Annotated in this window: 23 protein-coding genes; 9 read left to right on the forward strand and 14 right to left on the reverse strand. The window is 59.5% G+C overall.

Going from position 1 to position 24,856, the window contains the following annotated elements; all coding sequences use genetic code 11:
• Positions 1 to 188 precede the first annotated feature (188 nt).
• Positions 189 to 1,817 (reverse strand): glucan biosynthesis protein D, encoded by a 1,629-nt coding sequence (locus tag CQ009_RS08970; RefSeq protein WP_105705665.1) that lies wholly within the window; start codon positions 1,815 to 1,817, stop codon positions 189 to 191.
• A 403-nt stretch (positions 1,818 to 2,220) separates the two neighbouring features.
• Between CQ009_RS08970 and CQ009_RS08975 the strand changes: the two genes are divergently transcribed.
• Positions 2,221 to 2,406, forward strand: coding sequence for a hypothetical protein (locus CQ009_RS08975; RefSeq protein WP_053117475.1), 186 nt, complete (start codon positions 2,221 to 2,223; stop codon positions 2,404 to 2,406).
• Between the two features lie 55 nt (positions 2,407 to 2,461).
• Here CQ009_RS08975 and CQ009_RS08980 read toward each other — a convergent pair whose 3' ends face one another.
• The gene (locus tag CQ009_RS08980) at positions 2,462 to 2,962 is read right to left on the reverse strand and encodes a Bro-N domain-containing protein (protein WP_064393241.1); all 501 of its coding nucleotides are present in this window, start codon (positions 2,960 to 2,962) and stop codon (positions 2,462 to 2,464) included.
• 443 nt (positions 2,963 to 3,405) lie between these two features.
• Between CQ009_RS08980 and CQ009_RS08985 the strand changes: the two genes are divergently transcribed.
• Positions 3,406 to 3,963, forward strand: a complete 558-nt coding sequence (locus CQ009_RS08985; protein ID WP_064120574.1) for a hypothetical protein — start codon at positions 3,406 to 3,408, stop codon at positions 3,961 to 3,963.
• Positions 3,964 to 4,021: 58 nt separating this feature from the next.
• On the opposite strand, the gene CQ009_RS08990 is transcribed toward CQ009_RS08985, so the two are convergent.
• The 8 genes from CQ009_RS08990 to CQ009_RS09025 all read right to left on the reverse strand — a co-directional run bounded on the left by CQ009_RS08990 (position 4,022) and on the right by CQ009_RS09025 (position 13,520).
• The gene (locus tag CQ009_RS08990; protein ID WP_105705667.1) at positions 4,022 to 5,506 is read right to left on the reverse strand and encodes an APC family permease; all 1,485 of its coding nucleotides are present in this window, start codon (positions 5,504 to 5,506) and stop codon (positions 4,022 to 4,024) included.
• A gap of 225 nt (positions 5,507 to 5,731) precedes the next feature.
• Entirely contained in the window at positions 5,732 to 7,156 is a 1,425-nt protein-coding gene (locus tag CQ009_RS08995; protein ID WP_105705669.1) for a gamma-aminobutyraldehyde dehydrogenase, read from the reverse strand.
• 165 nt (positions 7,157 to 7,321) lie between these two features.
• On the reverse strand, positions 7,322 to 8,146 hold the full coding sequence (locus tag CQ009_RS09000; RefSeq protein WP_064393237.1) for an ABC transporter permease: 825 nt from the start codon (positions 8,144 to 8,146) through the stop codon (positions 7,322 to 7,324).
• Complete coding sequence (locus CQ009_RS09005) at positions 8,136 to 9,056, reverse strand: ABC transporter permease (protein WP_007908947.1); 921 nt, start codon at positions 9,054 to 9,056, stop codon at positions 8,136 to 8,138. The genes CQ009_RS09000 and CQ009_RS09005 overlap by 11 nt, the downstream gene beginning before the upstream one ends.
• A 16-nt stretch (positions 9,057 to 9,072) precedes the next feature.
• Positions 9,073 to 10,110, reverse strand: coding sequence for an ABC transporter ATP-binding protein (locus tag CQ009_RS09010; RefSeq protein ID WP_105705670.1), 1,038 nt, complete (start codon positions 10,108 to 10,110; stop codon positions 9,073 to 9,075).
• Between the two features lie 394 nt (positions 10,111 to 10,504).
• Positions 10,505 to 11,470, reverse strand: coding sequence for an L-carnitine dehydrogenase (locus tag CQ009_RS09015; protein ID WP_105705671.1), 966 nt, complete (start codon positions 11,468 to 11,470; stop codon positions 10,505 to 10,507).
• Between the two features lie 142 nt (positions 11,471 to 11,612).
• Entirely contained in the window at positions 11,613 to 12,500 is an 888-nt protein-coding gene (locus tag CQ009_RS09020) for a 3-keto-5-aminohexanoate cleavage protein (RefSeq protein ID WP_016983621.1), read from the reverse strand.
• A 75-nt stretch (positions 12,501 to 12,575) separates the two neighbouring features.
• Complete coding sequence (locus CQ009_RS09025; protein ID WP_105705672.1) at positions 12,576 to 13,520, reverse strand: choline ABC transporter substrate-binding protein; 945 nt, start codon at positions 13,518 to 13,520, stop codon at positions 12,576 to 12,578.
• 191 nt (positions 13,521 to 13,711) lie between these two features.
• Here CQ009_RS09025 and CQ009_RS09030 point away from each other — a divergent pair, with 191 nt between their 5' ends.
• Complete coding sequence (locus CQ009_RS09030; protein ID WP_064388144.1) at positions 13,712 to 14,656, forward strand: GlxA family transcriptional regulator; 945 nt, start codon at positions 13,712 to 13,714, stop codon at positions 14,654 to 14,656.
• 84 nt (positions 14,657 to 14,740) lie between these two features.
• Here CQ009_RS09030 and CQ009_RS09035 read toward each other — a convergent pair whose 3' ends face one another.
• Complete coding sequence (locus tag CQ009_RS09035) at positions 14,741 to 15,157, reverse strand: DUF3010 family protein (RefSeq protein ID WP_105705674.1); 417 nt, start codon at positions 15,155 to 15,157, stop codon at positions 14,741 to 14,743.
• A gap of 229 nt (positions 15,158 to 15,386) precedes the next feature.
• On the opposite strand from CQ009_RS09035, the gene CQ009_RS09040 reads away from it, so the two are divergent.
• The gene (locus CQ009_RS09040) at positions 15,387 to 16,352 is read left to right on the forward strand and encodes a tyrosinase family protein (RefSeq protein WP_105705676.1); all 966 of its coding nucleotides are present in this window, start codon (positions 15,387 to 15,389) and stop codon (positions 16,350 to 16,352) included.
• Between the two features lie 63 nt (positions 16,353 to 16,415).
• On the opposite strand, the gene CQ009_RS09045 is transcribed toward CQ009_RS09040, so the two are convergent.
• The 3 genes from CQ009_RS09045 to CQ009_RS09055 all read right to left on the reverse strand — a co-directional run bounded on the left by CQ009_RS09045 (position 16,416) and on the right by CQ009_RS09055 (position 17,591).
• Positions 16,416 to 16,739: a helix-turn-helix domain-containing protein gene (locus CQ009_RS09045; protein ID WP_105705678.1), complete on the reverse strand. Its 324-nt coding sequence runs from the start codon at positions 16,737 to 16,739 to the stop codon at positions 16,416 to 16,418.
• Positions 16,723 to 16,977, reverse strand: a complete 255-nt coding sequence (locus tag CQ009_RS09050) for a type II toxin-antitoxin system RelE/ParE family toxin (protein WP_064388148.1) — start codon at positions 16,975 to 16,977, stop codon at positions 16,723 to 16,725. Before CQ009_RS09050 ends, CQ009_RS09045 begins: the two co-directional genes overlap by 17 nt.
• A 212-nt stretch (positions 16,978 to 17,189) precedes the next feature.
• Positions 17,190 to 17,591 (reverse strand): lysozyme inhibitor LprI family protein, encoded by a 402-nt coding sequence (locus CQ009_RS09055; protein WP_105705767.1) that lies wholly within the window; start codon positions 17,589 to 17,591, stop codon positions 17,190 to 17,192.
• A 234-nt stretch (positions 17,592 to 17,825) separates the two neighbouring features.
• Between CQ009_RS09055 and CQ009_RS09060 the strand changes: the two genes are divergently transcribed.
• The 5 genes from CQ009_RS09060 to CQ009_RS09080 all read left to right on the forward strand — a co-directional run bounded on the left by CQ009_RS09060 (position 17,826) and on the right by CQ009_RS09080 (position 24,849).
• Positions 17,826 to 18,803, forward strand: coding sequence for a dipeptidase (locus CQ009_RS09060; RefSeq protein ID WP_007962626.1), 978 nt, complete (start codon positions 17,826 to 17,828; stop codon positions 18,801 to 18,803).
• Positions 18,804 to 18,909: 106 nt separating this feature from the next.
• Positions 18,910 to 19,440 (forward strand): DUF5943 domain-containing protein, encoded by a 531-nt coding sequence (locus tag CQ009_RS09065; RefSeq protein WP_064388149.1) that lies wholly within the window; start codon positions 18,910 to 18,912, stop codon positions 19,438 to 19,440.
• Between the two features lie 15 nt (positions 19,441 to 19,455).
• On the forward strand, positions 19,456 to 21,516 hold the full coding sequence (dgcA, locus tag CQ009_RS09070; RefSeq protein ID WP_016983627.1) for a dimethylglycine demethylation protein DgcA: 2,061 nt from the start codon (positions 19,456 to 19,458) through the stop codon (positions 21,514 to 21,516).
• 163 nt (positions 21,517 to 21,679) lie between these two features.
• Positions 21,680 to 23,629: a dimethylglycine demethylation protein DgcB gene (gene dgcB / locus CQ009_RS09075; RefSeq protein WP_105705680.1), complete on the forward strand. Its 1,950-nt coding sequence runs from the start codon at positions 21,680 to 21,682 to the stop codon at positions 23,627 to 23,629.
• A complete protein-coding gene (locus tag CQ009_RS09080; protein ID WP_105705682.1) occupies positions 23,629 to 24,849 on the forward strand; it encodes an electron transfer flavoprotein subunit alpha/FixB family protein in 1,221 nt (406 codons plus the stop codon). The genes dgcB and CQ009_RS09080 overlap by 1 nt, the downstream gene beginning before the upstream one ends.
• The last annotated feature ends 7 nt before the right edge of the window (positions 24,850 to 24,856 follow it).

Raw genomic sequence — 24,856 nt, forward strand, 5'->3', positions numbered from 1 at the left:
AGCAAAAAGCCCCGGTCAGTGATGGCCGGGGCTTTTTTCTGGTTTTTTTGTGCTGACTGGGCGGACGCTATCGCGAGCAGGCTCACTCCTACAGGATTATTTGTCGTTCACAAAATACGTGTTCGACAGAGATCAACTGTAGGAGCGAGCCTGCTCGCGATGAGGCCCAATCAGGCGCTACAGACCCCTCAAGGGTATTTGCGCTTATCCGGCGCCGGCGGGAAGTACTGGTACAACCAGGTCTCGCTCAACGTGCGATCGTTGGTGCGAATAAACAACCGCAGCTCCACCGGCTCAACGCTGTCACTGGTCGGGTACCAGTCAAACAGGATCCGGTAACCCTTGATGTCATCCAGCACCAGCACGCTGAAATCCTGCACCTTGCCGTTCGAACACGTCACTACCGGCTCAATACCGGTGCCCTGCGGCAGTCGATCCAGACCACCACCGGTGAAGTCCACGGCAAAACGACGCGCCCACACCGGCGGGTAATGCTCACCCGGTGCCCAACCCTCAACAAAACCGCCCATGCCAGAACGAGTCGCCTGCACCCGCGCCAACGGCGTGCTCACCGGCGGCAGAGCGCTCCAGTAGAGCTTGTAGCCATAATTCAGCGAATCACCGGCAGCCACCGGTTTCTTCGGGGTCCAGAACGCGACGATGTTGTCGAGCGTCTCGCCGGTGGTAGGAATTTCCAGCAGATCGATGGAGCCTTCGCCCCACGCGGTGGTCGGTTCTACCCACAGGCTCGGGCGCTTGCTGTACCAGTCGACGGTGTCCTGATAGTTGGCGAACTCATGGTCGGTCTGCACCAGACCGAAGCCCTTCGGATTGGTATCGGCAAACGCGTTGAACTGCAGGGTCGCCGGGTTGTTCAGCGGACGGCAGATCCACTCACCGTTGCCACGCCACATGGCCAGACGGTCCGAGTCGTGGATTTGCGGGTGAATGGTGTCGCACATGCGGCGTTCGTGGTTGCCGCAGCTGAACATGCTGGTCATCGGCGAGATGCCCAGTTGCTCGATGGCGGTGCGCGCATTGATGTGTGCGTCGATCTCCATCACCACGCGCTCGGCCTGGCAATCGATGTCGAAGCGGTACGCGCCGGTCGCGCTCGGCGAGTCGAGCAGGGCGTACACCACAAAACGCGTGGCGTTCTGATCCGGGGTCTCGAACCAGAATTTGGTGAAGTCGGGGAATTCTTCGCGTTTCTTGGCGTAAGTGTCGATCGCCAGACCGCGCGCGGAGAGGCCATATTGGCCAGTCGCATCCACGGCACGGAAGTAACTGGCACCGAGGAACGACACCACGTCATGGCGATCCAGTTCCGGCGCCTTGAACAGCTTGAAGCCGGCAAAACCCAAATCGCCCTTGAGCTGCTGGGTGTCGACCGAGGTGTTCTCGTAATTGAACAGGGTCGGGCGGAAATGCACCTCGCGCGCGGTGCGGGTCTTCGGGTCGACGCTGTACATGCGCACCGGCTGGCGGAAACCCATGCCGACGTGGAAGAACTGTACGTCGAGCTGGCCCTTGTTCTCCTTCCACAACGAATGCTCGCCGTCGTAGCGGATCGCATTGAAGTTCTGCGGCGTCATCGTCGCCAACGTCGGTGGGAGCACCTGTTTAGTGTCCTGATAGGCGCTGCCAGCGAGCTGCTTGGCCTGGCGCTTGAGCGCTTCGAAATCGAAGGCCTGCGCTTCGCCATCCGCAGCGCCGCCACTGGCGGCCCACGCACGGGTAGCCAGCAGGCCGGTGGCCGAAAGACCGGTGTAAGCCGCAATGGCCATGGACGCTTTGAGCAAATTCCTGCGGTGCATAAATACAACCTGTCGTGTGCAATCCCGCGCCGTTCCTGGCACGTGCTGGATCAGAAATAACGGTTCGGACAAGCCTTCGGCCAAACGCAACGGACTATAAACAGATGCCCGCTAGCTTAAACCGTTCGCTCGCAATGCAAAATTCGTTGATTCAGTGCGACAGGGTGTCAATGAAACAAGACATGTCGGTTAAAAATCTGACAGGACTTTCTGATTTACACGGCATATCTGCTTTTCTTGACTAATTACTCTAAAAACCCCTTTTCAGCGCCGAATTAATTTCTATTCTAGGGGCATGGCCGGCGCGACCCATTTAGCCGGCAGGGCACAAGGCGCTGCTGTAAGGGGCAGGGCGATGTGGTGTTTAAGCAGTTCTTTGCAGTATTAGAGAAGGACATCGTCCATGGCAAAAATCCAAGGCATTACCGACATGTTGGGCATCTTTCCTTGCTTGGGCAGTGGGCGCAGAAGGCGTCGGCTGAACTCGGAGGAGCTGAAGCTGGTGGAGCGTTATCGCGAGCTTTCGGAAAGTGACCGGATCGCGATGCGGTATCTGGTGGATGCGATGCGGAGTGTTTCGCGGTTTTAAGAGAAGATCAAAAGGGGCGGACTGAGAAGTCCGCCCCTTTTTTATGGAATCAGCTTCACGTTCCCGATACCGGATACGGTCGCTGTCCATGCATCAACTCCGGCACATCCCGCCATTTGACCCACGCCTGCTGTTGCCAGTGCAGCAGCGGCACGGTGACGCCTGCCCAATGCATCGAACTCAGGCTCGGATGGTTGTCCATTGGGCTTGAATGGGTTTCGCGCAGCATCGGGATGACTTCATGGCTCAGCCATTGGCGCAGGTGCCGGTTTTCCGGGACGAAGTGATGGACGAGCAGGGCGAACAGGCCGGACTCGCTGACCATCGCGCAATCGATGATTTCGCCGTCCCGACGCAGGAGGACATGGCGACGCTGGTCGGGATCGAGTTTCAGGGTGAGGCGTTCGTTAAGCGGATAGCCCATCAGGCGACCGAGATCCTGGACACAGAACCAGGCTTCGTGGTCTTGCATGAAGGCGTGGAGGAAGCGGTTGTGGCGGGTGAAGATGGTGGGGGTGAAGTGGGTCGACGATGAATTTTGGATTTGCGCAGACATTTAGTGACTTCCGATTTGAGTAGGAAAGTCGCCATCAACTCTTCGACAAGTTGGGTGGCGAACCGTGTGGCGTTCGAAGTCGGGATACTTCCAGTCAAACACGGAAAAGCCAGAAGGCCCGCGCCACACGGCCCGCCATAAAGCAAAACTGAAGCTGTGACAGCCACAGTTCAATGGAGGGCATGCAAGCACCGCGTTGACAGTTTCCGGCTTCGACCCCGGGTCGCTGAATTAGCAGCGACGGGATAAAGCCTATCGGTCAGGCGCTTGCGGCGACAAGTCTACTCTGTCGACGCACAGCGTAGGAAATGGGGCTTTTTCAGGAAGGTCATATCTGTAGGAAATGCCTGATTTTGCACTGATGACGGTGAGCTCATCCCTGACCGGCATTTTTTCCTTTATTCATATGAATCTCGAGAAGTGCTGCAGATGATGTGAACTCAATGACCACTGTATTTATTGCCGGCTCTATCAACATCAAGAACCTTGATCCGAAGGTTAAAGAGCGCATCAATAATATCGTCGCGTCAGATTTTGAGGTGGTGGTTGGGGATGCAGGTGGCGCCGATACCTCCATTCAGGAGTACCTGCTGAGTCTCGAACGATCCAGAACCACAGTGTTCTGCAGCGGTTCTGCTCCGAGGAATAACCTTGGACAGTGGCCCGCCAGAACAGTCGACTCCAAGCATTCCAAGGGGTCGAGAGCCTTCTTCACCGAAAAAGACGTCGTCATGGCCGAAGCAGCTGACTACGGTTTGATGATCTGGGACGCAAAGAGCACCGGTACGCTCAGTAACGTCATTGAACTGTTGTCGAGAAAGAAGAAGTCGCTTGTTTTCGTCAACAAGGAAAAGGAATTCAAGGTGGTCGGAGACGTCAGTCAGCTCGAAGAATTGATTGCATTCATGTCCGATCACGCCAAGCAAAAAGCCAATGAAAAAATCAAACTGTTCGACCGTATTTCCCTGTTGAAGCACGATCAGGCGGAGCTTTCTTTTTGATGAGGTTTCATGGCTTACCGGAACCCCGGCACCTTGTCGGTGCCGGGATCAAACGCTTTTAGCGACTCACCTTCCAAGCATCCCCAGCCGGCGCCTTGCCATGGTCATACGGCTTGCCAATCCACATATAAATCAAGCCCAAGCCAATCACGATCGCCGTGCTCAACACCATCGCATAGTTCACATACCACGCCGCATCCGGCGTACGTGGCCAGGCCATGTTGATGATTGCGCCAACTCCATACACCAGCGCGCCGATGTTCACCGGCCAGCCCCATGCGCCGAGGGTGAATTTGCCGCTCGGTTTCCAGCCTTTGCTGCGGGCGTACAGCGCGGCCAGCACGATCATCTGGAAGGCGAGATAGATGCCGATGGCGGCGAAGCTGACGATGGTGGCCACGGCGTCTTGCAGGAAGAAACCGAGGGCGATGATCAGGGCCGGCAGGACGCCGGACACGAACAGCGCGGCAACCGGTACTTGGGTTGTAGGAGAAATCTTTTTCAGCAGTCGGCTGCCGATGACCATTTCATCGCGAGCGTAGGAGTACAGCAGACGGCTCGCCGCTGCTTGTAGGCTGATGACGCAGGAGATGAAGGAAATCATTACCACGCCCATCACCAGTTTCGAACCGACCGGGCCGAAGGCATTGTTGAGGATGGTAGTGACCGGGTCTTTGTCGGTGCCGTTGATCACCGCTTGCATGTCCGGCACGGCAAGAATCAGCGCCAGGCAGGCGAACATCGCCGCGATGCCGCCGATGTAAATGGTCATGCGCATGGCCACCGGGATTTTTGCGCTGGGGTTCGGGGTTTCTTCGGCGACATCGCCGCAGGCCTCGAAGCCGTAGTAGAGGAACATCCCCGCCAGCGATGCGGTGAGGAACGCCGGCAGGTAAGAGCCGTCGACGCTGATGTCGAAGGTGTTGAACAACACGCTGAGTGGTTGGTGACGTTCGAACACCAGCAAGTAAACGCCGACGATCACTGCGCCAACCAGTTCGCAGAGGAAGCCGAACATGGCGATGCGCGCCAGTACTTTGGTGCCGCTGAGGTTGACCAGTGTGGCGAACAGGGTCAGCACCAGCGCGATGACGATGTTGGTGTTGTTGCTTGGCTCAAAGCCGAGCATGGCGGCCAGGTACGGGCCCGCACCGACCGCAACGGCAGCGATGGTCACGCAAAGGGCGATGGAGTAGATCCAGCCGACCATCCATGCCCATTTCTTACCGACCAATCGACGTGCCCAAGGGTAAACTCCGCCGGAAATCGGGAACTGCGAAACCACTTCGCCGAAGATCAGGCACACCAGTAATTGGCCGCAACCGACCAGCAAGTAAGCCCAGAACATCGGTGGGCCACCAGCGGCGAGGCACAGGCCGAAGAGGGTATAAACCCCTACGACCGGTGACAGATAAGTGAAGCCCAAGGCGAAGTTTTCCCACAGGCTCATGCTGCGGTTGAAGTTCGAGGTGTAGCCCAGTTTGCGCAGTTGTTCGGCATCGCTGTCGGCAACGGCTGTGGCGAGATCGGATGAGGAACTCATGTGTGCTTGCTCCGTGAAATCGGCAGATTTCGGATGGCCGAGACCGTGGCGGGGCTTTGTGGGCGCCGCCCGGGTCGGTAGTTGTTGTTTTGGTTTCGGTGAAGCCTGGTGGTGAATCGCCGACATCGTCCGTGTGTCGCGGAAAAGATCGCAGCCTGCGGCAGCTCCTACAGAAGAGCGGCGTCCATCATGTAGGAGCTGCCGCAGGCTGCGATCTTTTCGCTGTTAATGCTTGAACATCACATGGCGAACCGTGGTGTAGTCCTCTAGCCCATACATGGACATGTCCTTCCCGTACCCGGACAATTTCTGACCGCCATGAGGCATTTCGCTGACAAGCATGAAGTGCGTATTCACCCACGTGCAGCCGTACTGCAAGCGCGCCGACAGGCGATGCGCGCGTCCTACATCCGCCGTCCACACCGAGGACGCGAGGCCGTAGTCCGAATCGTTGGCCCATTCCAGCGCCTGCGCTTCATCGGTGAACTTGGTCACCGAAACCACTGGCCCAAACACTTCGCGACGAACGATTTCGTCGTCCTGCTGCGCATCGGCCAACACCGTCGGCTCGAAGAAGAAACCATTGCCATCAACAGCTTTGCCACCAGTGATCAAACGAATGTGCGGCTGCGCCACAGCACGCTCGACAAACCCGGCAACGCGGTCGCGATGTTGCGCCGTGATCAACGGACCCAGTTCAGTCGACGGATCATCCTGCAAGCCGTACTTGATGCTGCCGACCGCCGCGCCGAGCTTCTCGACGAACTTGTCGTAGATGCCTTGCTGGGCATAGATCCGGCAGGCGGCCGTGCAATCCTGCCCGGCGTTGTAGAAACCAAACGTGCGAATGCCTTCCACCGCCGCATCGATATCGGCGTCATCGAAGATGATTACCGGCGCTTTACCGCCCAGTTCCATGTGCATGCGTTTGACGCTGTCGGCGGTGCTGGAAATGATATTGGCGCCCGTAGCGATGGATCCGGTCAGCGAGACCATGCGCACTTTCGGGTGGGTGACCAACGGACTACCAACGGTAGGCCCACGACCAAACACCAGATTGAGTACACCGGCCGGGAAGATTTCCGACGCCAGTTCGGCCAGACGCAACGCGGTCAGCGGGGTTTGTTCCGACGGCTTGAGCACCACGGTATTACCGGCGGCCAGCGCCGGGGCAATTTTCCAGGCGACCATCATCAGCGGGTAATTCCACGGCGCGATGGAGGCGATCACGCCGACCGGATCGCGGCGGATCATCGAGGTGTGGCCGGGCAGATATTCGCCAGCGGCCGAACCGCTCATGCAACGGCTGGCACCGGCGAAGAAACGGAACACGTCGGCAATCGCCGGAATCTCGTCGTTGAGCGCGGCGCTGTAAGGTTTGCCGCAGTTGTCGGATTCCAGTCTGGCCAGCTCTTCGCCGTGGGCTTCGATGGCGTCGGCAAGTTTGAGCAACAGCAGCGAACGGTCTTTCGGCGCGGTTTGCGACCAGTCGGCGAAGGCGTTATCGGCGGCGCGTACGGCAGCGTCAACCTGGGCTTCGCTGGCTTCGTTGATTTCTACCAGCACTTCGCCAAGCGAAGGATTGAGCACCGGTTGCGCCGGGCCTTCGCCGTTGACCAGTTGGCCGTTGATCAAGAGTTTGGTTTGCATGGGTTTGTCCTCACTAACACTTTTATTGTTCTGGCCGAATCGAGAACCCTGTGGGAGCGAGCCTGCTCGCGAAAGCGGTGTATCAGTCGACATCGATGTTGGATGTGACGGCCTCTTCGCGAGCAGGCTCGCTCCCACAGGGGATTTTTGGTGTTTGTTAGATATTTATTTACCGCCGCTGCCAGCGACGCTCTCGCCACCGCGCGTCAGGTAATACGCGCCGAGGATCGGCAGCATCGTCACCATCATCACCAGCATCGCGACGACGTTGGTCACCGGCACATCCCGTGGTCGGCTCAGTTGATTGAGCAGCCACAACGGCAACGTGCGTTCATGCCCGGCGGTGAACGTGGTGACGATGATTTCGTCGAACGACAGCGCAAACGCCAACATGCCGCCAGCGAGCAATGCCGAGCCAAGGTTCGGCAGGATGATGTAACGAAACGTCTGCCAGCCATCGGCGCCGAGATCCATCGACGCCTCGATCAAGCTGTGCGAAGTGCGGCGCAGGCGGGCGATCACGTTGTTGTAGACGATCACCACACAGAAGGTCGCGTGGCCGACGATGATGGTGAACATCCCCGGCTCGATGCCCAGTGTCTTGAACGTCGCCAGCAGCGCGATCCCGGTGATGATCCCCGGCAACGCAATCGGCAAGATCAGCATCAGCGAGATGCCCTGCTTGCCGAAGAAATCCCGGCGGTACAACGCTGCCGAAGCCAGCGTGCCGAGCACCATCGCGATCAATGTAGCGATGGCTGCTATCTGCAATGAAAGCTTGATCGATTCCAGTACATCCGGCCGGGAAAACGCCACGCTGAACCAGTGCAGCGTGAAGCCCTTCGGCGGAAAACTGAACGCGGCTTCCTCGGTGTTGAAGGCGTACAGGAAGATGATCAGGATCGGGAAGTGCAAAAACACCAACCCGCCCCACGCTGCGATTTTCAGGCCTGGAGAGGCATGCCCTTGTGATGAAGAATCAGAGCGCATCGAAAGCCCCCAGTCGTTTGACGATGGACAGGTAAACCGCAATCAACACAATCGGCACCAGCGTGAACGCCGCGGCCATCGGCATGTTGCCGATCGCCCCTTGCTGCGCGTAGACCATGCTGCCGACGAAGTACCCCGGCGGCCCGACCAGTTGCGGCACGATGAAGTCGCCCAGGGTCAGCGAAAACGTGAAGATCGAACCAGCGGCAATGCCCGGAATCGACAGCGGCAAAATCACCTGCATAAAGGTCTGCCGCGGCTTCGCGCCCAAGTCAGCGGAGGCCTGCAACAGCGACGGCGGCAGACGTTCCAGCGACGCCTGAATCGGCAGAATCATGAACGGCAGCCAGATGTAGACAAACACCATGAACCGCCCCAGATGCGAGGTCGACAAGGTGCTGCCGCCCACCCCGGGAATGCCCAGAATGAACTGCAAAACCGGCTCCAGCCCCAGGTGCTGCACGAACCACTGCGCCACGCCGCCCTTGGCCAACAGCAACGTCCACGCATAGGCCTTGACGATGTAACTGGCCCACATCGGCATCATCACCGCGATGTAGAAAAACGCCTTGGTTTTGCCCGTGGTGTAGCGCGCCATGTAGTAGGCGATCGGGAACGCGACGATGGCGCTGGCGATCGACACAACGATGGCCATGCTCAGCGTGCGCAGGATGATGTCGAAGTTCGACGGCTGAAACAGCGCGGCGAAATTGGCCAGGGTCAGGTCAGGAGTGACCGCCATGGTGAAGTCGTCAAATGTGTAGAAACCCTGCCACAACAGCACCAGCAGCGAGCCAAGATAGATTGCGCCGAACCACAGCAGCGGCGGCACCAGCAGCATCGACAAATACAGGTTCGGCTTGCGGTAGAGCAGGTTGGAAAACCTGCGCAACGGCGGCGATGCAGTCATCGCGAGCGTGCTCATATCAAACCCCGCTCGTCACGGTGTCGTGCAACGGAATCATCGCTTCCCGCGCCCAACGCGCACTCAGGCGCTGACCGGTCTGGTGTTGCGCGCTGCTGTCGATCCACTGATTGTTGGCGTGGCTGATGCTCAGGGTCTGGCCGTTTTCCAGCTTCAATTCATAGCGCGTGGCGCTGCCCTGGTACTGGATGTCGTGGAGCAGACCGCTGACTTCGATTTCGTGACTGGCCAGTGGGCCTTCGGCGAAACGCACGTGTTCGGGGCGGATCGAAAATGGCTGCGGATGACCGCTGATTTCACGCGCCAGATCGCCGCGAATCACGTTCGAGGTGCCGACGAATTCAGCCACGAATGTAGTGGTCGGTTTCATGTACAGATTGCGCGGCGTGTCGACCTGTTCGATGCGGCCCTTGTTGAACACGGCGACACGATCGGACATCGACAGCGCTTCGGTTTGATCGTGAGTGACGAAGATGAAGGTGATGCCGAGCTGGCGCTGCAGTTTCTTCAATTCACTTTGCATCTGTTCGCGCAATTTCAAATCGAGCGCGCCCAGAGGCTCATCGAGCAACAACACGCGCGGACGATTGACCAGGGCGCGGGCGAGGGCGACACGCTGGCGCTGACCGCCGGACAACTGCACCGGTTTGCGCGCGCCGTAACCGCCGAGGGCGACCATGTCCAAGGCTTCTTCGGCGCGTTTGTGCCGTTCGGTTTTGCCGACGCCTTTGACCTTCAACCCGTAGGCGACGTTGTCGAGGACGTTCATGTGCGGGAACAGCGCGTAATCCTGAAACACCGTGTTGACGTCGCGTTGATACGGCGGCAAACCGGCCGCTTCAGCACCGTGAATGCGGATCGAGCCGGCGCTCGGTTGTTCGAACCCGGCGATCAGGCGCAGGCAGGTGGTTTTGCCCGAGCCGGAAGGGCCGAGCATGGAAAAGAACTCGCCGTCCTCGATATCGATGGAAACCCGGTCAACGGCTTTTACGTCGCCGAACTGCCGGGAAACGTTGGTGAACTGGACTGCAAGCGTCATGGTGCGGTGCTCCGGTAAAGCGGGCTTTCAAAAAAGTCGTGTGTGGCGTCGAAAAGATCGCAGCCTGCGGCAGCTCCTACAGGAGGTGTGCAGGATGCAGGGATTGCTTTTAGCTCCCTCTCCCTCCGGGAGAGGGCGGGGGGTGAGGGTGGCGGTTTCGACCTTTGCTCTGAAATCAGAGGCAAGGTCAAAAGCTACCCCCTCACCCCAGCCCTCCCGAAACGTCGGACCGCCCCCAAGGGGGAGAGGGGGAAAGGGAGCAGATCGGGGGCCTTTCAAAACTTGAGTTCGGCTCGATAAATCAGGTCGGTGCGGCTCGCATAAACACCGCGGTCGGTCCCCTCTACCTCTGGGAGAGGGCTAGGGTGAGGGCCACGATGTCATTCCAGAAACATCACTCGCTGAACGCCATCCCATGCTTCTCCTTGGTAGTCTTCACCGCCTCCAGCACCGCCAGCAAACAATCATCACGATAACGCTCCAGCGCCGAAATACTGTGACGACCAAGCTGATCGCTGGTGCCATCCACCACATCATCAATCAACTTGTCAGTCAGCTCCGGCGCCGGCAGATAGGTCCACGGCAACTGCAACGCCGGGCCGAATTGCGACATGAAGTGACGCATGCCCGCATCGCCGCCGGCCAGCGTGTAAGTCAGGAACGTGCCCATGAACGACCAGCGCAAACCAGCGCCAAAGCGAATCGCATCATCGATCTCGCCAGTGGTCGCCACGCCGTCGTTGACCAGATGCAGCGCTTCACGCCACAGCGCTTCGAGCAAGCGGTCGGCGATGAACCCAGGCACTTCCTTGCGCACATGCAACGGGCGCATGCCGAGGGATTCGTAGACTTTCATCGCTGCTTGCACAGCTTCCGGCGCGGTGTTCTTGCCACCGACCACTTCCACCAGCGGCAGTAGATAGACAGGGTTGAACGGGTGGCCGACCACGCAGCGTTCCGGGTTTGTCGAACTCTCGTAAAACTCGCTCGGCAACAGGCCGGACGTACTTGAACCAATCAACGCATTCGGCTTGGCCGCGGCGCTGATCTTGCTGTGCAGATCGAGTTTCAGCTCCAGACGTTCCGGGGCGCTTTCCTGAATGAAATCGGCATCGCGTACGCACTCTTCGATGGTCGCGACAAAGCGCAGACGATCCTGCGAAGCACCCGGCGCCAGACCGTTTTTCTCCAGCGCGCCCCAGGCATTGGCCACACGTTTGCGCAGTGCTGCTTCGGCGCCGGGGGCCGGATCCCAAGCGATCACATCCAGGCCATGGGCGAGGGCGCGCGCGACCCAGCCGCTGCCGATGACACCGCTGCCCAGCGCGGCGAAGGTCTTGATTTCGGTGATAAAGCTCATAGCGACATTCCTGAATAGTTCGGCGATCAACTGTGGGAGCGAGCCTGCTCGCGAATGCGCTGGCTCTGCTGCTGAAGATGCTTCGGATGTACCGGCCTCTTCGCGAGCAGGCTCGCTCCCACAGGGTTTTGAGGTGAGTTCGTTAACCGCGCTGGGTCAGGCCCATTTTTTTGCGACCTTCCGCCGGGGTCAGCACGCGGGCACCGAGGCGACTGAGAATCTCGGTGGCGCGCTCAACCAGTTGGCCATTGGTCGCCAGCACACCCTTGTCCAGCCACAGGTTGTCTTCCAGCCCGACCCGCACGTTGCCGCCGAGCAACACCGCTTGCGCCGCCATCGGCATCTGCATCCGGCCAATCCCGAACCCGGCCCACACCGCATCGGCTGGCAAGTTATCGACCATGGCTTTCATCGTGGTGGTATCCGCCGGCGCGCCCCACGGGATGCCCAGGCACAGCTGGAACAACGGGTTATCCAGCAAACCTTCCTTGATCATCTGCTTGGCAAACCACAGATGCCCGGTGTCGAAAATCTCCAGCTCAGCCTTCACGCCCAGCTCGGTGATGCGCTTGGCGCCAGCACGCAGTTGCGCCGGGGTGGAGACGTAAATGGTGTCGCCATCGCCGAAGTTCAGCGTGCCGCAGTCGAGGGTGCAGATTTCCGGCAGCAACTCTTCAACGTGAGCGAGACGGGTCAGCGGGCCAACCAGATCAGTGTTCGGGCCGAACTCCATCGGGTTCTCGCCAGCACCGATCTCCAGGTCGCCGCCCATGCCGGCGGTGAGGTTGACGATGATGTCGACGTCCGCCTCGCGGATGCGCTCCATCACTTCGCGGTACAGCGCCACGTCGCGGCTGAACTTGCCGGTCTGCGGATCGCGCACATGGCAGTGCACGACGGTGGCGCCGGCCTTGGCCGCTTCAACGGCTGCCGCTGCGATCTGTTTCGGGGTGACCGGCACGTGCGGGCTCTTGGCGGTCGTGTCGCCAGCACCGGTGAGTGCGCAGGTGATGATGACGTCGTGGTTCATGGTGCGGTTTCCTTCAGGCGTGATGGGTCTGTCCGCAGCCCTTTTCGGGGCTGCGAAGCGTTGATTCGGGGTGAGTTATTTGCTGGTCAGCTGGAAATTTTCAGCGGCCGGTTTGCCATCGAAAGTAGTCACACCTTCGAGCCAGCGCTGCTTGTCTTCGGGGTGATCCTTGAGCCATTGCCTGGCCGATTCGAAAGCGTCCTTGTGGTCGAGCAGCGGCTGCATCATCCGGCTCTCGTCCTCGGCGGTGAACGTCAGGTTGGTCAGCAGACGGCCAACGTTCGGGCACTGCTCGGCGTATTTCGGCGAGGTGACGGTCCACACGGTGGCCATGCCTTCGTTCGGGCCGAGAGCGTCGTCACTGCCGGTCAGATAGGTCATCTGCACGTTGACGTTCATCGGGTGCGGCGCCCAGCCGAAGAACACCACGGCCTCTTTGCGGCGCACGGCGCGATCGACGGCGGCGAGCATCCCGGCTTCGCTGGACTCGACCAGCTGGAACTTGCCGAGGCCAAACTGGTTCTTCGCGATCATTGCCTTGATCTGCGTGTTGGCGCCCGAGCCTGGCTCGATGCCGTAGATCTTGCCGCCCAGTTCTTTTTCGAACTTGGCGATGTCGGCGAAGGTTTTCAGGCCCTTGTCGGCCAGATAGGTCGGCACCGCGAGGGTCGCGCGAGCGTCTTTCAGGCTCGGCGCTTCAAGCACTTTGACCTGATTGGCGTCGACGAAAGGGGTGATGGTCTGGGTCATCAGCGGGTTCCAGTAACCGAGGAACAGGTCCAGGCGCTGATCGCGGATCCCGGCGAAGATGATTTGCTGGGAGGCGCTGGTTTGTTTGGTGTTGTAGCCGAGGCCGTCGAGCAGGACCTGGGTCATGGCACTGGTGGCGATCACGTCGGTCCAGTTGACCACGCCCATGCGCACGTTCTGGCACGAGGCGGGTTCGGCCGCCATGACGCTGGCGCTCAAGAAAGCGGTACCGCTGAGTGCAAGAACACAGCTGCTGATCAGTCGTTTCATGTCGGGTTCCTCGGCAGGTCGTTATTGTGAGTTCCGGCATCTGTCGTGCCGGTGATGCAAAGTTACGCAGCTATACGCCCATGAAAGCGCACTGCGGCGACTGGCATTTGCACTGTAGCGACCTGCGGTCTTGAATGCCGAAGACAACTGGCGTATCAACATCCCACGCTACCCGCCAACCGAGTGCGCCCATGTCCCAGGATTTCTACTTTTTGCTGATGCCGGGGTTCTCCGCCATCGGCTTTATTTCCGCGATCGAACCGCTGCGCGTGGCCAACCGCTTTCGTGGCGAGTTGTATCGCTGGCACGTGTTGAGCGCTGATGGCGGGGCGGTGCTGGCGAGCAATGGCATGTCGGTCAATGCCGATGCGGCACTGGAGCCGTTGAAGAAAGGCGCGACGTTGTTGGTGGTGGCTGGGTTTGAACCGCTGAAATTCGCCACGCCAGCGCTGGAGCACTGGTTGCGGCGGCTGGATAACGACGGCGTGACACTCGGCGCCATCGACACCGGCAGCTTTGTCCTTGCCGAGGCGGGCCTGCTCGATGGCCATCGCCTGACCCTGCACTGGGAAGCCATCGACGCGTTCAAGGAATCTTATCCACAGCTCAGCGTGACCCAAGAGCTGTTCGAGATCGACCGTCGGCGCATCACCTCGGCGGGCGGCACCGCTTCGATTGATTTGATGCTCGATCTGATCGCCCAGGCCCACGGCCCGCAGCTGGCGATTCAGGTCAGCGAGCAGTTTGTACTGGGGCGCATCCGTCCGCGCAAAGACCACCAGCGCATGGAAGTCGCCACGCGTTACGGGATCAGCAACAAGAAACTGGTGCAAGTGATCGGCGAGATGGAGCAGCACAGCGAACCGCCGCTGACCACGCTGCAACTGGCGGATTCGATCAAGGTGACGCGGCGGCAATTGGAGCGCTTGTTTCGGCTGCACTTGAACGATACGCCGAGCAATTTCTATCTGCGCCTGCGCCTGGAAAAGGCCCGGCAGCTGCTGCGCCAGACCGACATGAGCGTGCTCGAAGTCAGCATTGCCTGCGGGTTTGAATCACCGTCGTACTTCACCCGCAGCTACCGGGCACGCTTTGCGCGCTGCCCGCGCGAAGACCGGCGTACCGCCCAGGCCTAACATCAAAAGATCGCAGCCTGCGGCAGCTCCTACATGGAAATACATTCCAATGTAGGAGCTGCCGCAGGCTGCGATCTTTTGATCTTACTTCTTCATCAACGCCGAACACGCTGCCTTGTAAGCCTCATGCTGATACTTGTTCAGCGTCCCCGGCAGCTCGAAATTATGCTTCTTCGCCTGCGCATTGATCGTCTGCGGCGACAACAACGTCACTTCACAGCCATCCAGCAGCTGCAAAATCCCCTCAATCTTGAACGTCGTCGGCCCACCGGCAAACTCACCCTTCTTGCTGCGCTTCTTGATCGCAATCCGGTCAACCGAGTTCTCGCGCACAAACGACGCCACCTGCGCCGCGAACAGCTTCACGTTGGCCGCCTCGTCATCGTCTTCGAGGGCGATCTTCTTGGTGGCAAGGGGGACATGGCTCAAAGCCGAACCGTCGAGAGCGGCCACGGCGATGACTGCTTCGCTGCCTTTGATTTCGATGCCGCAGATGTTCATGGGCGAGTGACCTTATGAGCGAATTGGATGGCGGTCATGTTGACGCAGTCGGGCGGTCAAGTCACTTCGCGTCGGCGCCCCAACGGTGCAATACCGCTGGTCAGAAATCGTCGCTGACCTGTAATTTCTGACAGTAGACGGCCTTCCGACTGGCGCCTAGCTTGGTTGTCGGAGGATTGGGACGATTGTCGCCCTTTCTACACCTAACCTCGCTCAAGGGATTGAAGACATGAAGCAGCGCAAGAACATTCGCTCGCTGACCCCAATCGAAAAAGACAACTTCGTCGATGCCTGCCTCCAGCTCAAACAGTCAGGCCAATACGATGAGTATGTGCATCTGCATCACCAGGTCATGAAGCCCACCGTGCTGCCACATGAACCAAACGATCCGAACTACCGCAATGGTGCCCACCGTGGGCCTTCGTTCCTGCCTTGGCACCGCGCGTTTTTGCTGAAGTTCGAAAATGACCTTCAGGCGATTAACCCCTCCATCACGATCCCGTACTGGAACTGGACCGAAGATGCAGCCGATCCGCACAACTCTCCAGTGTGGGCTGAGGATTTTATGGGCGGCAATGGTGTTGAAGGCGATGACTGGCGTGTAGCAACCGGTCGGTTTGCCTATAAACACGGTCAATGGCCGGTTCCCTCCTATCCGGATGACGATTTGCCAGGTCCTGGTTTGAAGCGCCAGTTCGGGCTGGTCGTAAACTCATTGCCGACCCCGGAAGATCTGCAAATGGCTTTGCGCGAAAGTCTTTACGACACCCCGCCTTATGATTCCGGTCCAACTGTGCGCGGCTTCCGAAATCGTCTGGAAGGCTGGATCACCCAGCGCGGTGATCCGCAGGTAACCACTGCGGGTTCACAACTGCATAATCGCGTCCACCTTTGGGTGGGCGGCAATATGTTGCCGATGACCTCTCCAGATGATCCGGTGTTCTTCCTGCATCACTGCTTTGTCGACAAGGTGTGGGCAGACTGGCAGTCACTGATGCTCCAGAGCAACGAACGTTGGGCGCCGCATTACGCGCCGCTGGTTAATGGTCCGAAAGGACATAACTATGATGATGTGCTCGAACCGTTTGCTCAGACTGCTCGGGACGTGAGCGACATCGCTGACCTGGGGTATGAATATGAGGCGCCACGTCTGATCCTCGATCATGTGAAACCTCGTTCTCCATTTCACGACTGATGCTGGCATCGGGTGGCGGTGTGAATGTCTGGCTTTTGCAGCAGGCAAACACGCCGTTACCGGCTAGAGCTCAAGCTGCTCAGAGCTGATTCCAAAGGCCGCCGCAATCTTTTCGCGAGTTGCTTTTCGTGGCTTGGACACCGTTTCCTGTTGAGCAAACGCCGGTTGCGAAATGCCCATGCGTTTGGCGACTTCTTCCTGAGTCAGGTTTAGGTATTCGCGCCAGGCACGGATCGGTGTCGCTCCGTCGACCATCCGACTGACCACTTCATGGGGAATCAGATCGGGCTGCATTTTCTGCGCGACATATTGCGCATAGGGAATGACCACGAAGGCCGGTTTGCCCTCGGCGTCGTTGATGATTTGGATGTCAGTAGGTGCGTTCATCGCGTTTCTTGACCTCTTGAATACTGACCACTTTGATTGCGCCATCCCAGTCGAACATGACTCGATAATTACCGACACGCAGGCGGTAGGCGTAGTCATGGCCAATCAGTGCTTTGACATTGCCCACATCAGGCATGTCGGCAAGCGCCGTAACGGCATCTCGAACCTGTACCTGATGCACAGAGTGCAATTTCAAGAGTTGCTTAACGGCCTTTCGTGTCCAGTGGATGCTGTTCATGGAAGAATATAAGTCTTTTATAAGATTCGCGAATATTTACTTATATTTTTAAAGTGGCCAATCAAGAACAGTTGTCAGGATATTGCGTGAAGCGCCCGTAGATCGGGGCTTTCACGCAATAGGTGTAGGCGAAGTTGGCATGTGCCGTAAGAAGAAGAGATTCACGAGGCAATTGCAGAAAGCAGTGCCAATTTTCCTTCAAATTTTGAGGACTATTCCTGCCCAATCGACTCCAAAAACTCCGACCGTTCATCACTCATCCGCGCCACGCAATCATTCTGCGCAATTGTGAACGCCTTGCTGCCAGCAGTGGCCGGGAACGCTTCCACCGCGCAATCGGCATCCCGCGTCTTCAGCCATTGTTGCTGGGCGGTCTTGAGCTTGGCGGTGATATCCGCCAGTTGCGTGGCGTTTTTGCCGTACGCGGTCTGCATGCGTTCGGTCAGGCTGGCGTAGTTGTCCTTGAGCAGGTCTTCAGCGGTGGTGCGGCTGTAGGTCGAGCATTCCAGGGTCTGGACGTCGTTTTCGACGGCGTCGCAGGGGTTGTTGTCGGATTCTTCGGCGGCTTGTACGCCGGTCGCAATCAAAGCCAAAGCCAGGAAGATCGATTTCATTGTTGTCGCCGCTCTAATCCAGTGGTGTTTCCAAGATGCGCCAGATTCTGGCTCAAGCTGGCGGGCTTGAACAGGTAGCTGATCGGAGCGTCTGGCGACCCTTTGTCGCGGATTGACGCTTTCGGCAATTCCCCTGTCGTTTTTGCACCCGGTCGCCCCGGCACCGAGGCATATGCTGGCCCCAAAGCGCCGGCAGACGATTCGGCGCATGAATCGCCAATAAGGGGACGCCTGATGAGCCCAGCCGAATTACACGCCGACAGCATCGTTATCGACGGTCTGATCATTGCCAAATGGAACCGCGAGCTGTTCGAAGACATGCGCAAGGGCGGTCTGACGGCAGCCAACTGCACTGTGTCGGTGTGGGAAGGCTTTCAGGCGACCGTGAACAACATCGCTGCCAGCCAGAAGCTGATCCGCGAAAACAGCGATCTGGTGATGCCGGTGCGTACCACCGCCGACATCCGTCGCGCCAAAGAACAAGGCAAGACCGGCATCCTCTTCGGCTTCCAGAATGCCCACGCCTTTGAAGATCAGATCGGCTATGTCGAGGTGTTCAAACAGCTCGGCGTCGGCATCGTGCAGATGTGCTACAACACCCAGAACCTGGTGGGCACCGGTTGCTACGAACGTGACGGCGGCCTGTCGGGCTTCGGTCGCGAGATCGTGGCTGAGATGAACCGCGTCGGCGTCATGTGCGACCTGTCCCACGTCGGTTCGAAGACGTCCGAAGAGGTCATCCTCGAATCGAAAAAACCGGTGTGCTATTCCCACTGCCTGCCGTCGGGTCTGAAAGAACACCCGCGCAACAAGTCCGATGCAGAACTGAAGTTCATCGCCGACCATGGCGGTTTTGTCGGCGTGACCATGTTTGCGCCGTTCCTCGCCAAGGGCATCGATTCGACCATCGACGACTACGCCGAAGCGATCGAATACACCATGAACATCGTTGGCGAAGACGCCATTGGCATCGGCACCGACTTCACCCAGGGCCACGGGCAGGACTTCTTCGAATACCTGACCCACGACAAGGGCTACGCCCGCCGTCTGACCAGCTTCGGCAAGATCATCAACCCGCTGGGCATCCGCACCGTCGGCGAGTTCCCGAACCTCACTGAAACCCTGCTCAAGCGCGGCCATTCCGAGCGCGTGGTGCGCAAGATCATGGGCGAAAACTGGGTCAACGTCCTCAAAGACGTCTGGGGCGAGTAACGCTGACTCAAGACCGCCGCCGATCTGCCCCCTCTCCTGTGGGAGAGGGCTGGGGTGAGGGCAGCGGTCACCACTGAATCCACTATTTTTCTGGAGTTAAGTTTCCATGGCCAAGATCGCCCCGCAATTGCCAATCGAAGTCGACAGCGAGACCGGTGTCTGGACTTCCGACGCCCTGCCGATGCTCTACGTACCGCGCCACTTTTTCGTCAACAACCACATGGGCATTGAAGAGGTCCTGGGCGCTGAAGCCTACGCCGAGATCCTCTACAAGGCCGGCTACAAATCCGCCTGGCACTGGTGCGAAAAAGAAGCTGAATGCCACGGCCTGGAAGGCGTCGCGGTGTTCGAGCACTACATGAAGCGTCTGTCGCAACGCGGCTGGGGCCTGTTCAGGATCCAGGACATCGACCTCGACAAAGGCACCGCCAGCGTCAAGCTCGAACACTCGGCATTCGTCTACGTCTACGGCAAGGTCGGGCGCAAAGTCGACTACATGTTCACCGGTTGGTTTGCCGGTGCCATGGATCAGATTCTTGAGGCGCGCGGCAGCAAGATTCGCACGGTTGCCGAGCAAGTTTACGGTGGCTCTGAAGAAGGCCACGACGACGGCCTGTTCACCGTCAAGCCGTTGTAAGTCGAGGAACCCGCCATGGCTTTCGAAGCAATGTTCCAGCCGATCCAGATCGGCAAACTGACCATCCGCAACCGCGTGCTCAGCACTGCGCACGCCGAGGTCTACGCGACTGACGGTGGCATGACCACCGACCGGTACGTCAAGTATTACGAAGAGAAAGCCAAGGGCGGCATCGGCCTGGCGATCTGTGGCGGTTCCTCCGTGGTCGCCATCGACAGCCCGCAGGAGTGGTGGAGCTCGGTGAACTTGTCCACCGACCGGATCATTCCGCATTTCCAGAATCTGGCGGACGCCATGCACAAGCACGGCGCCAAGATCATGATTCAGATTACCCACATGGGCCGGCGCTCGCGCTGGGACGGCTTCAACTGGCCGACCCTGATGTCGCCGTCGGGCATCCGTGAACCGGTGCACCGCGCCACCTGCAAAACCATCGAGCCGGAAGAAATCTGGCGGGTGATCGGCAACTACGCCCAGGCCGCGCGCCGGGCCAAGGCCGGTGGCCTCGACGGCGTTGAACTGTCGGCGGTGCACCAGCACATGATCGACCAGTTCTGGAGTCCGCGCGTCAACAAGCGTACCGACGAATGGGGCGGCACCTTTGAAGGCCGGATGAAGTTCGGTCTGGAAGTGCTGAAAGCCGTGCGCGCCGAGGTCGGTGATGACTTCTGCGTCGGCATGCGTCTGTGCGGTGACGAGTTCCACCCGGACGGTTTGTCCCACGAGGACATGAAGCAGATCGCCAAGTATTACGACGACACCGGCATGCTCGACTTCATCGGCGTCGTCGGCTCGGGTTGTGACACCCACAACACCCTGGCCAACGTGATTCCGAACATGAGTTATCCACCGGAGCCGTTCCTGCATCTGGCCGCCGGGATCAAGGAAGTGGTCAAGGTGCCGGTGCTGCACGCACAGAACATCAAGGACCCGAACCAGGCTACGCGGATTCTTGAAGGCGGTTACGTCGACATGGTCGGCATGACCCGTGCGCACATCGCTGACCCGCACCTGATCGCCAAGATCAAGATGGGCCAGATCGACCAGATCAAGCAGTGTGTCGGCGCCAACTATTGCATCGACCGCCAGTACCAAGGTCTGGACGTGCTGTGCATCCAGAACGCCGCGACGTCCCGTGAATACATGGGCGTGCCGCACATCATCGAGAAATCCACCGGGCCGAAACGCAAAGTGGTGATCGTCGGTGCCGGCCCTGCCGGCATGGAAGCGGCACGCGTTGCCGCCGAGCGTGGCCACGACGTGACCCTGTTCGAGAAAAAGGAATTCATCGGTGGGCAAATCACCACCGCATCGAAAGCACCGCAGCGCGACCAGATCGCCGGCATCACCCGCTGGTTCCAGCTGGAACTGGCGCGGCTGAAAGTCGATCTGCGTCTGGGCACGGCGGCTGATGCCGACACCATCATGGACTTGCGTCCGGACGTGGTGGTGCTGGCGGTCGGCGGGCATCCGTACCTGGAACAAAACGAACACTGGGGTGCCGCCGAAGGGCTGGTGGTCAGCAGTTGGGACGTGCTCGACGGCAAGGTCGCGCCGGGCAAGAACGTGCTGGTCTACGACACCATCTGCGAGTTCACCGGGATGTCGGTAGCCGACTTCCTCGCCGACAAGGGCAGCCAGGTCGAGATCGTCACCGACGACATCAAGCCGGGCGTGGCGATCGGCGGTACGTCGTTCCCGACCTACTACCGCAGCATGTACCCGAAAGAAGTGATCATGACCGGCGACATGATGCTCGAGAAGGTCTACCGCGAAGGCGACAAACTGGTTGCGGTGCTGGAGAACGAATACACCGGCGCGAAAGAGGAGCGGGTGGTCGATCAGGTGGTGGTGGAAAACGGCGTGCGTCCGGATGAGGAAATCTACTACGCGCTCAAAGAGGGTTCGCGCAACAAGGGCCAGATCGACGTCGAAGCGTTGTTCGCGATCCAGCCACAACCTTCGCTGAGCGAGGCGGGCGACGGCTACTTGCTGTTCCGCATCGGCGACTGCGTGGCGCAGCGCAACACCCACGCTGCGATCTATGACGCCCTGCGGCTCTGCAAGGATTTCTAAGGGCTAGTGAACCGATCGTTCCCACGCTCTGCGTGGGAATGCCGCAATGGACGCTCTGCGTCCGCTTGGGACGCGGAGCGTCCCGGGATGCATCCCCACGCAGAGCGTGGGAACGATCATTGAACGCCGTGTTTCTCCAGGTTGTACTGGTGGGAGCTTCACCATGTTGAACACCCTTCTTCCAATCCTGTTGTTCGCAGCTATCGGCCTTGGTGTCCTTGGCGCGTTGCGGCGGGTGGCCATGTGGCGTCGGGGCCGGGCCTCGAAGGTCGATCTGATCGGCGGCCTGTTGGCCATGCCCAAGCGTTACATGGTCGATTTGCACCATGTGGTGGCGCGGGACAAATACATCGCCAATACCCACGTGGCCACGGCCGGCGGCGCGGTGGCGTCGATTGTGCTGGCGCTGCTGGTGCACGGTTTCGGCCTGCATAACCGCATTCTCGGTTACGCCTTGCTGCTGATGACGGCAGTGATGTTCGTCGGCGCGATCTTCGTTTATCTGCGTCGGCGCAACCCGCCCGCGCGGCTGTCGAAAGGTCCGTGGATGCGCCTGCCGAAAAGCCTGCTGGCGTTCTCGGCGTCGTTCTTTCTGCTGACCTTGCCAGTGGCTGGAATCCTGCCGGAGAACTTCGGCGGCTGGGTGCTTGCGGCGATTCTGGGGATTGGTGTGCTGTGGGGCGTGTCGGAGTTGTTCTTCGGCATGACCTGGGGCGGGCCGATGAAACACGCCTTCGCCGGTGCGCTACATCTGGCTTGGCACCGTCGCGCCGAACGCTTTGGCGGCGGTCGTTCCACCGGTTTGAAGCCGCTGGATCTGAACGATCCGAACGCACCACTGGGGGTGGAAAAACCCAAGGATTTCACCTGGAACCAGTTACTCGGTTTTGACGCCTGCGTGCAGTGCGGCAAGTGCGAAGCAGCCTGCCCGGCCTTCGCCGCCGGCCAGCCGCTGAACCCGAAAAAACTGATTCAGGACATGGTCGTCGGCCTCGCTGGCGGCACCGATGCCAAGTTCGCCGGCAGTCCTTATCCTGGCAAACCCATCGGCGAACACTCAGGCAATCCGCATCAACCGATCGTCAACGGTCTGGTCGACGCCGAAACCCTCTGGTCGTGCACCACCTGCCGCGCCTGCGTCGAGGAATGCCCGATGATGATCGAGCACGTCGACGCCATCGTCGACATGCGCCGCCATCTGACCCTGGAAAAAGGCGCGACCCCGAACAAGGGGGCCGAAGTTCTCGAAAACCTTATCGCCACCGACAACCCCGGCGGTTTTGCTCCGGGCGGTCGGATGAACTGGGCGGCGGATCTGAACCTCAATCTGCTCAGCGAAAAGAAATCCACCGACGTGCTGTTCTGGGTTGGCGACGGTGCTTTTGACATGCGTAACCAGCGCACCCTGCGCGCGTTCGTCAAAGTGCTGAAAGCGGCGAAAATCGACTTCGCCGTGCTCGGTCTCGAAGAGCGTGACAGTGGCGATGTGGCGCGGCGTCTCGGCGATGAAGCGACCTTCCAGTTGCTCGCCAAACGCAACATCCAGACTCTGGCCAAATACAGCTTCAACCGCATTGTCACTTGCGATCCGCACAGCTTCCACGTGCTGAAAAACGAGTACGGCGCGTTCGACGGCAACTACCTGGTGCAGCACCACAGCACCTACATGGCGGAAATCATTCAGGCCGGTGCACTCAATCTCGGACAGCACAAAGGCAACAGCGTGACTTATCACGATCCGTGCTACCTCGGCCGCTACAACGGCGAGTACGAAGCGCCGCGTGAAGTGCTGCGTGCGCTCGGTATTGAAGTCAAAGAGATGCAACGTTCCGGCTTCCGTTCGCGCTGCTGCGGCGGCGGTGGCGGGGCGCCGATCACCGACATTCCGGGCAAGCAACGGATACCTGATATGCGCATGGAAGACATCCGCGAGACCGGCGCCGAACTGGTGGCCGTGGGTTGTCCACAGTGCACGGCGATGCTCGAAGGCGTGGTCGAACCGCGTCCGCTGATCAAGGACATCGCTGAACTGGTGGCCGACGCGCTGCTCGAAGACGCCGCGCCGAGCAAGCCTGCCACCCCGGCCAAACGTGAACCTGCGGAGGCCCACTGATGAGCGACATTATCCGCCGCGACCCACGCGCCGAATGGATTGCGCGTAACCGCCTGCATCCGCTGCATGCGGCCATGCAACCGGCGCAACACAGCTGGATGGGGCCCAACGGCGTCATCCGCAAGAACCTGCACGGCATCGGTTTTATCGGCCCCAACGGCATCAAACGGATCGACCGCAGCGGTGCGCAACAGGGCGGGGCGGTCAAACGTTCGGCGGCTGTGGAAGTGCAATTGCCGCTGCATCAAGTGCCGGCCCCGGCGTTCTACATCAGCGTGGTGCCGGACATGGTCGGCGGTCGCTTGAGCAGCCACGACCGTGACTTGCTCGGTCTCGCCCATCAGCTTGCCGGTAATGACGGCGCGGTGTTGGCCGTGGTTTTTGGCGAGCACAAGGAAAACGCTTTCGCCACTGCTGGCGTCGATCGCCTGCTGGTGCTCGAAGGCGAACAGTTCAACGGTTATGCACCGGAGCAACGCGTGCAAGGTTTGCGCGCTGTGGATAACCAGTTCAATCCACGGCATTGGCTGCTGCCGGACAGTCGCAGCGGTGGTGGTGAACTCGGTCGGCGTTTTGCTGCAGCATTGGGCGAGCGCCCGGCGACACGGGTCTGGCAGGTCAAGGATCAGGAGTGCATCGGCCGTGCAGGTGCGGGCTTGCAAGACCTTGCCCGTCCGGTCGCGCGGTTGATTCTGGCGGCGGCCGAATGCGCCGAGCCAGTCAGTGAAACCCGTCATGAAGTATTACCGGTGGAGTTATCCACAAGTGTCGCGCGCAGCCTGTCGCGGATTGAGGATCTCGGTGCGGTGGCAGTGGACCCGGCGGCGATTCCGATGGCCGAAGCGGAGTTCATTTTCTCCGGCGGCAACGGCGTCAAAGACTGGGCGCTGTTCCACGAAACGGCCGCAGTGCTCGGCGCTACCGAAGGCGCTTCGCGGGTCGCCGTGGACGATGGCTTCATGGCCCGTGATCGCCAGGTCGGCGCGTCCGGCACCTGGGTGACCGCGCGGGTGTATGTGGCTGTGGGTATCTCAGGCGCGATCCAGCACCTGCAAGGCATTGGTGCCTGCGACAAGGTCGTGGCAATCAACCTTGATCCGGGTTGCGACATGATCAAGCGTGCCGATTTGTCGGTGATCGGCGAGAGCGCGGAGATTCTTCAGGCGTTGATCGAAGCGGTCGCGGCTTACCGCAACGAAGCCAAGCGCGATGCGGCTTAAGGAAACG

Source organism: Pseudomonas sp. MYb2 (assembly GCF_002979955.1).
In the GTDB taxonomy this organism is placed as follows: domain Bacteria; phylum Pseudomonadota; class Gammaproteobacteria; order Pseudomonadales; family Pseudomonadaceae; genus Aquipseudomonas.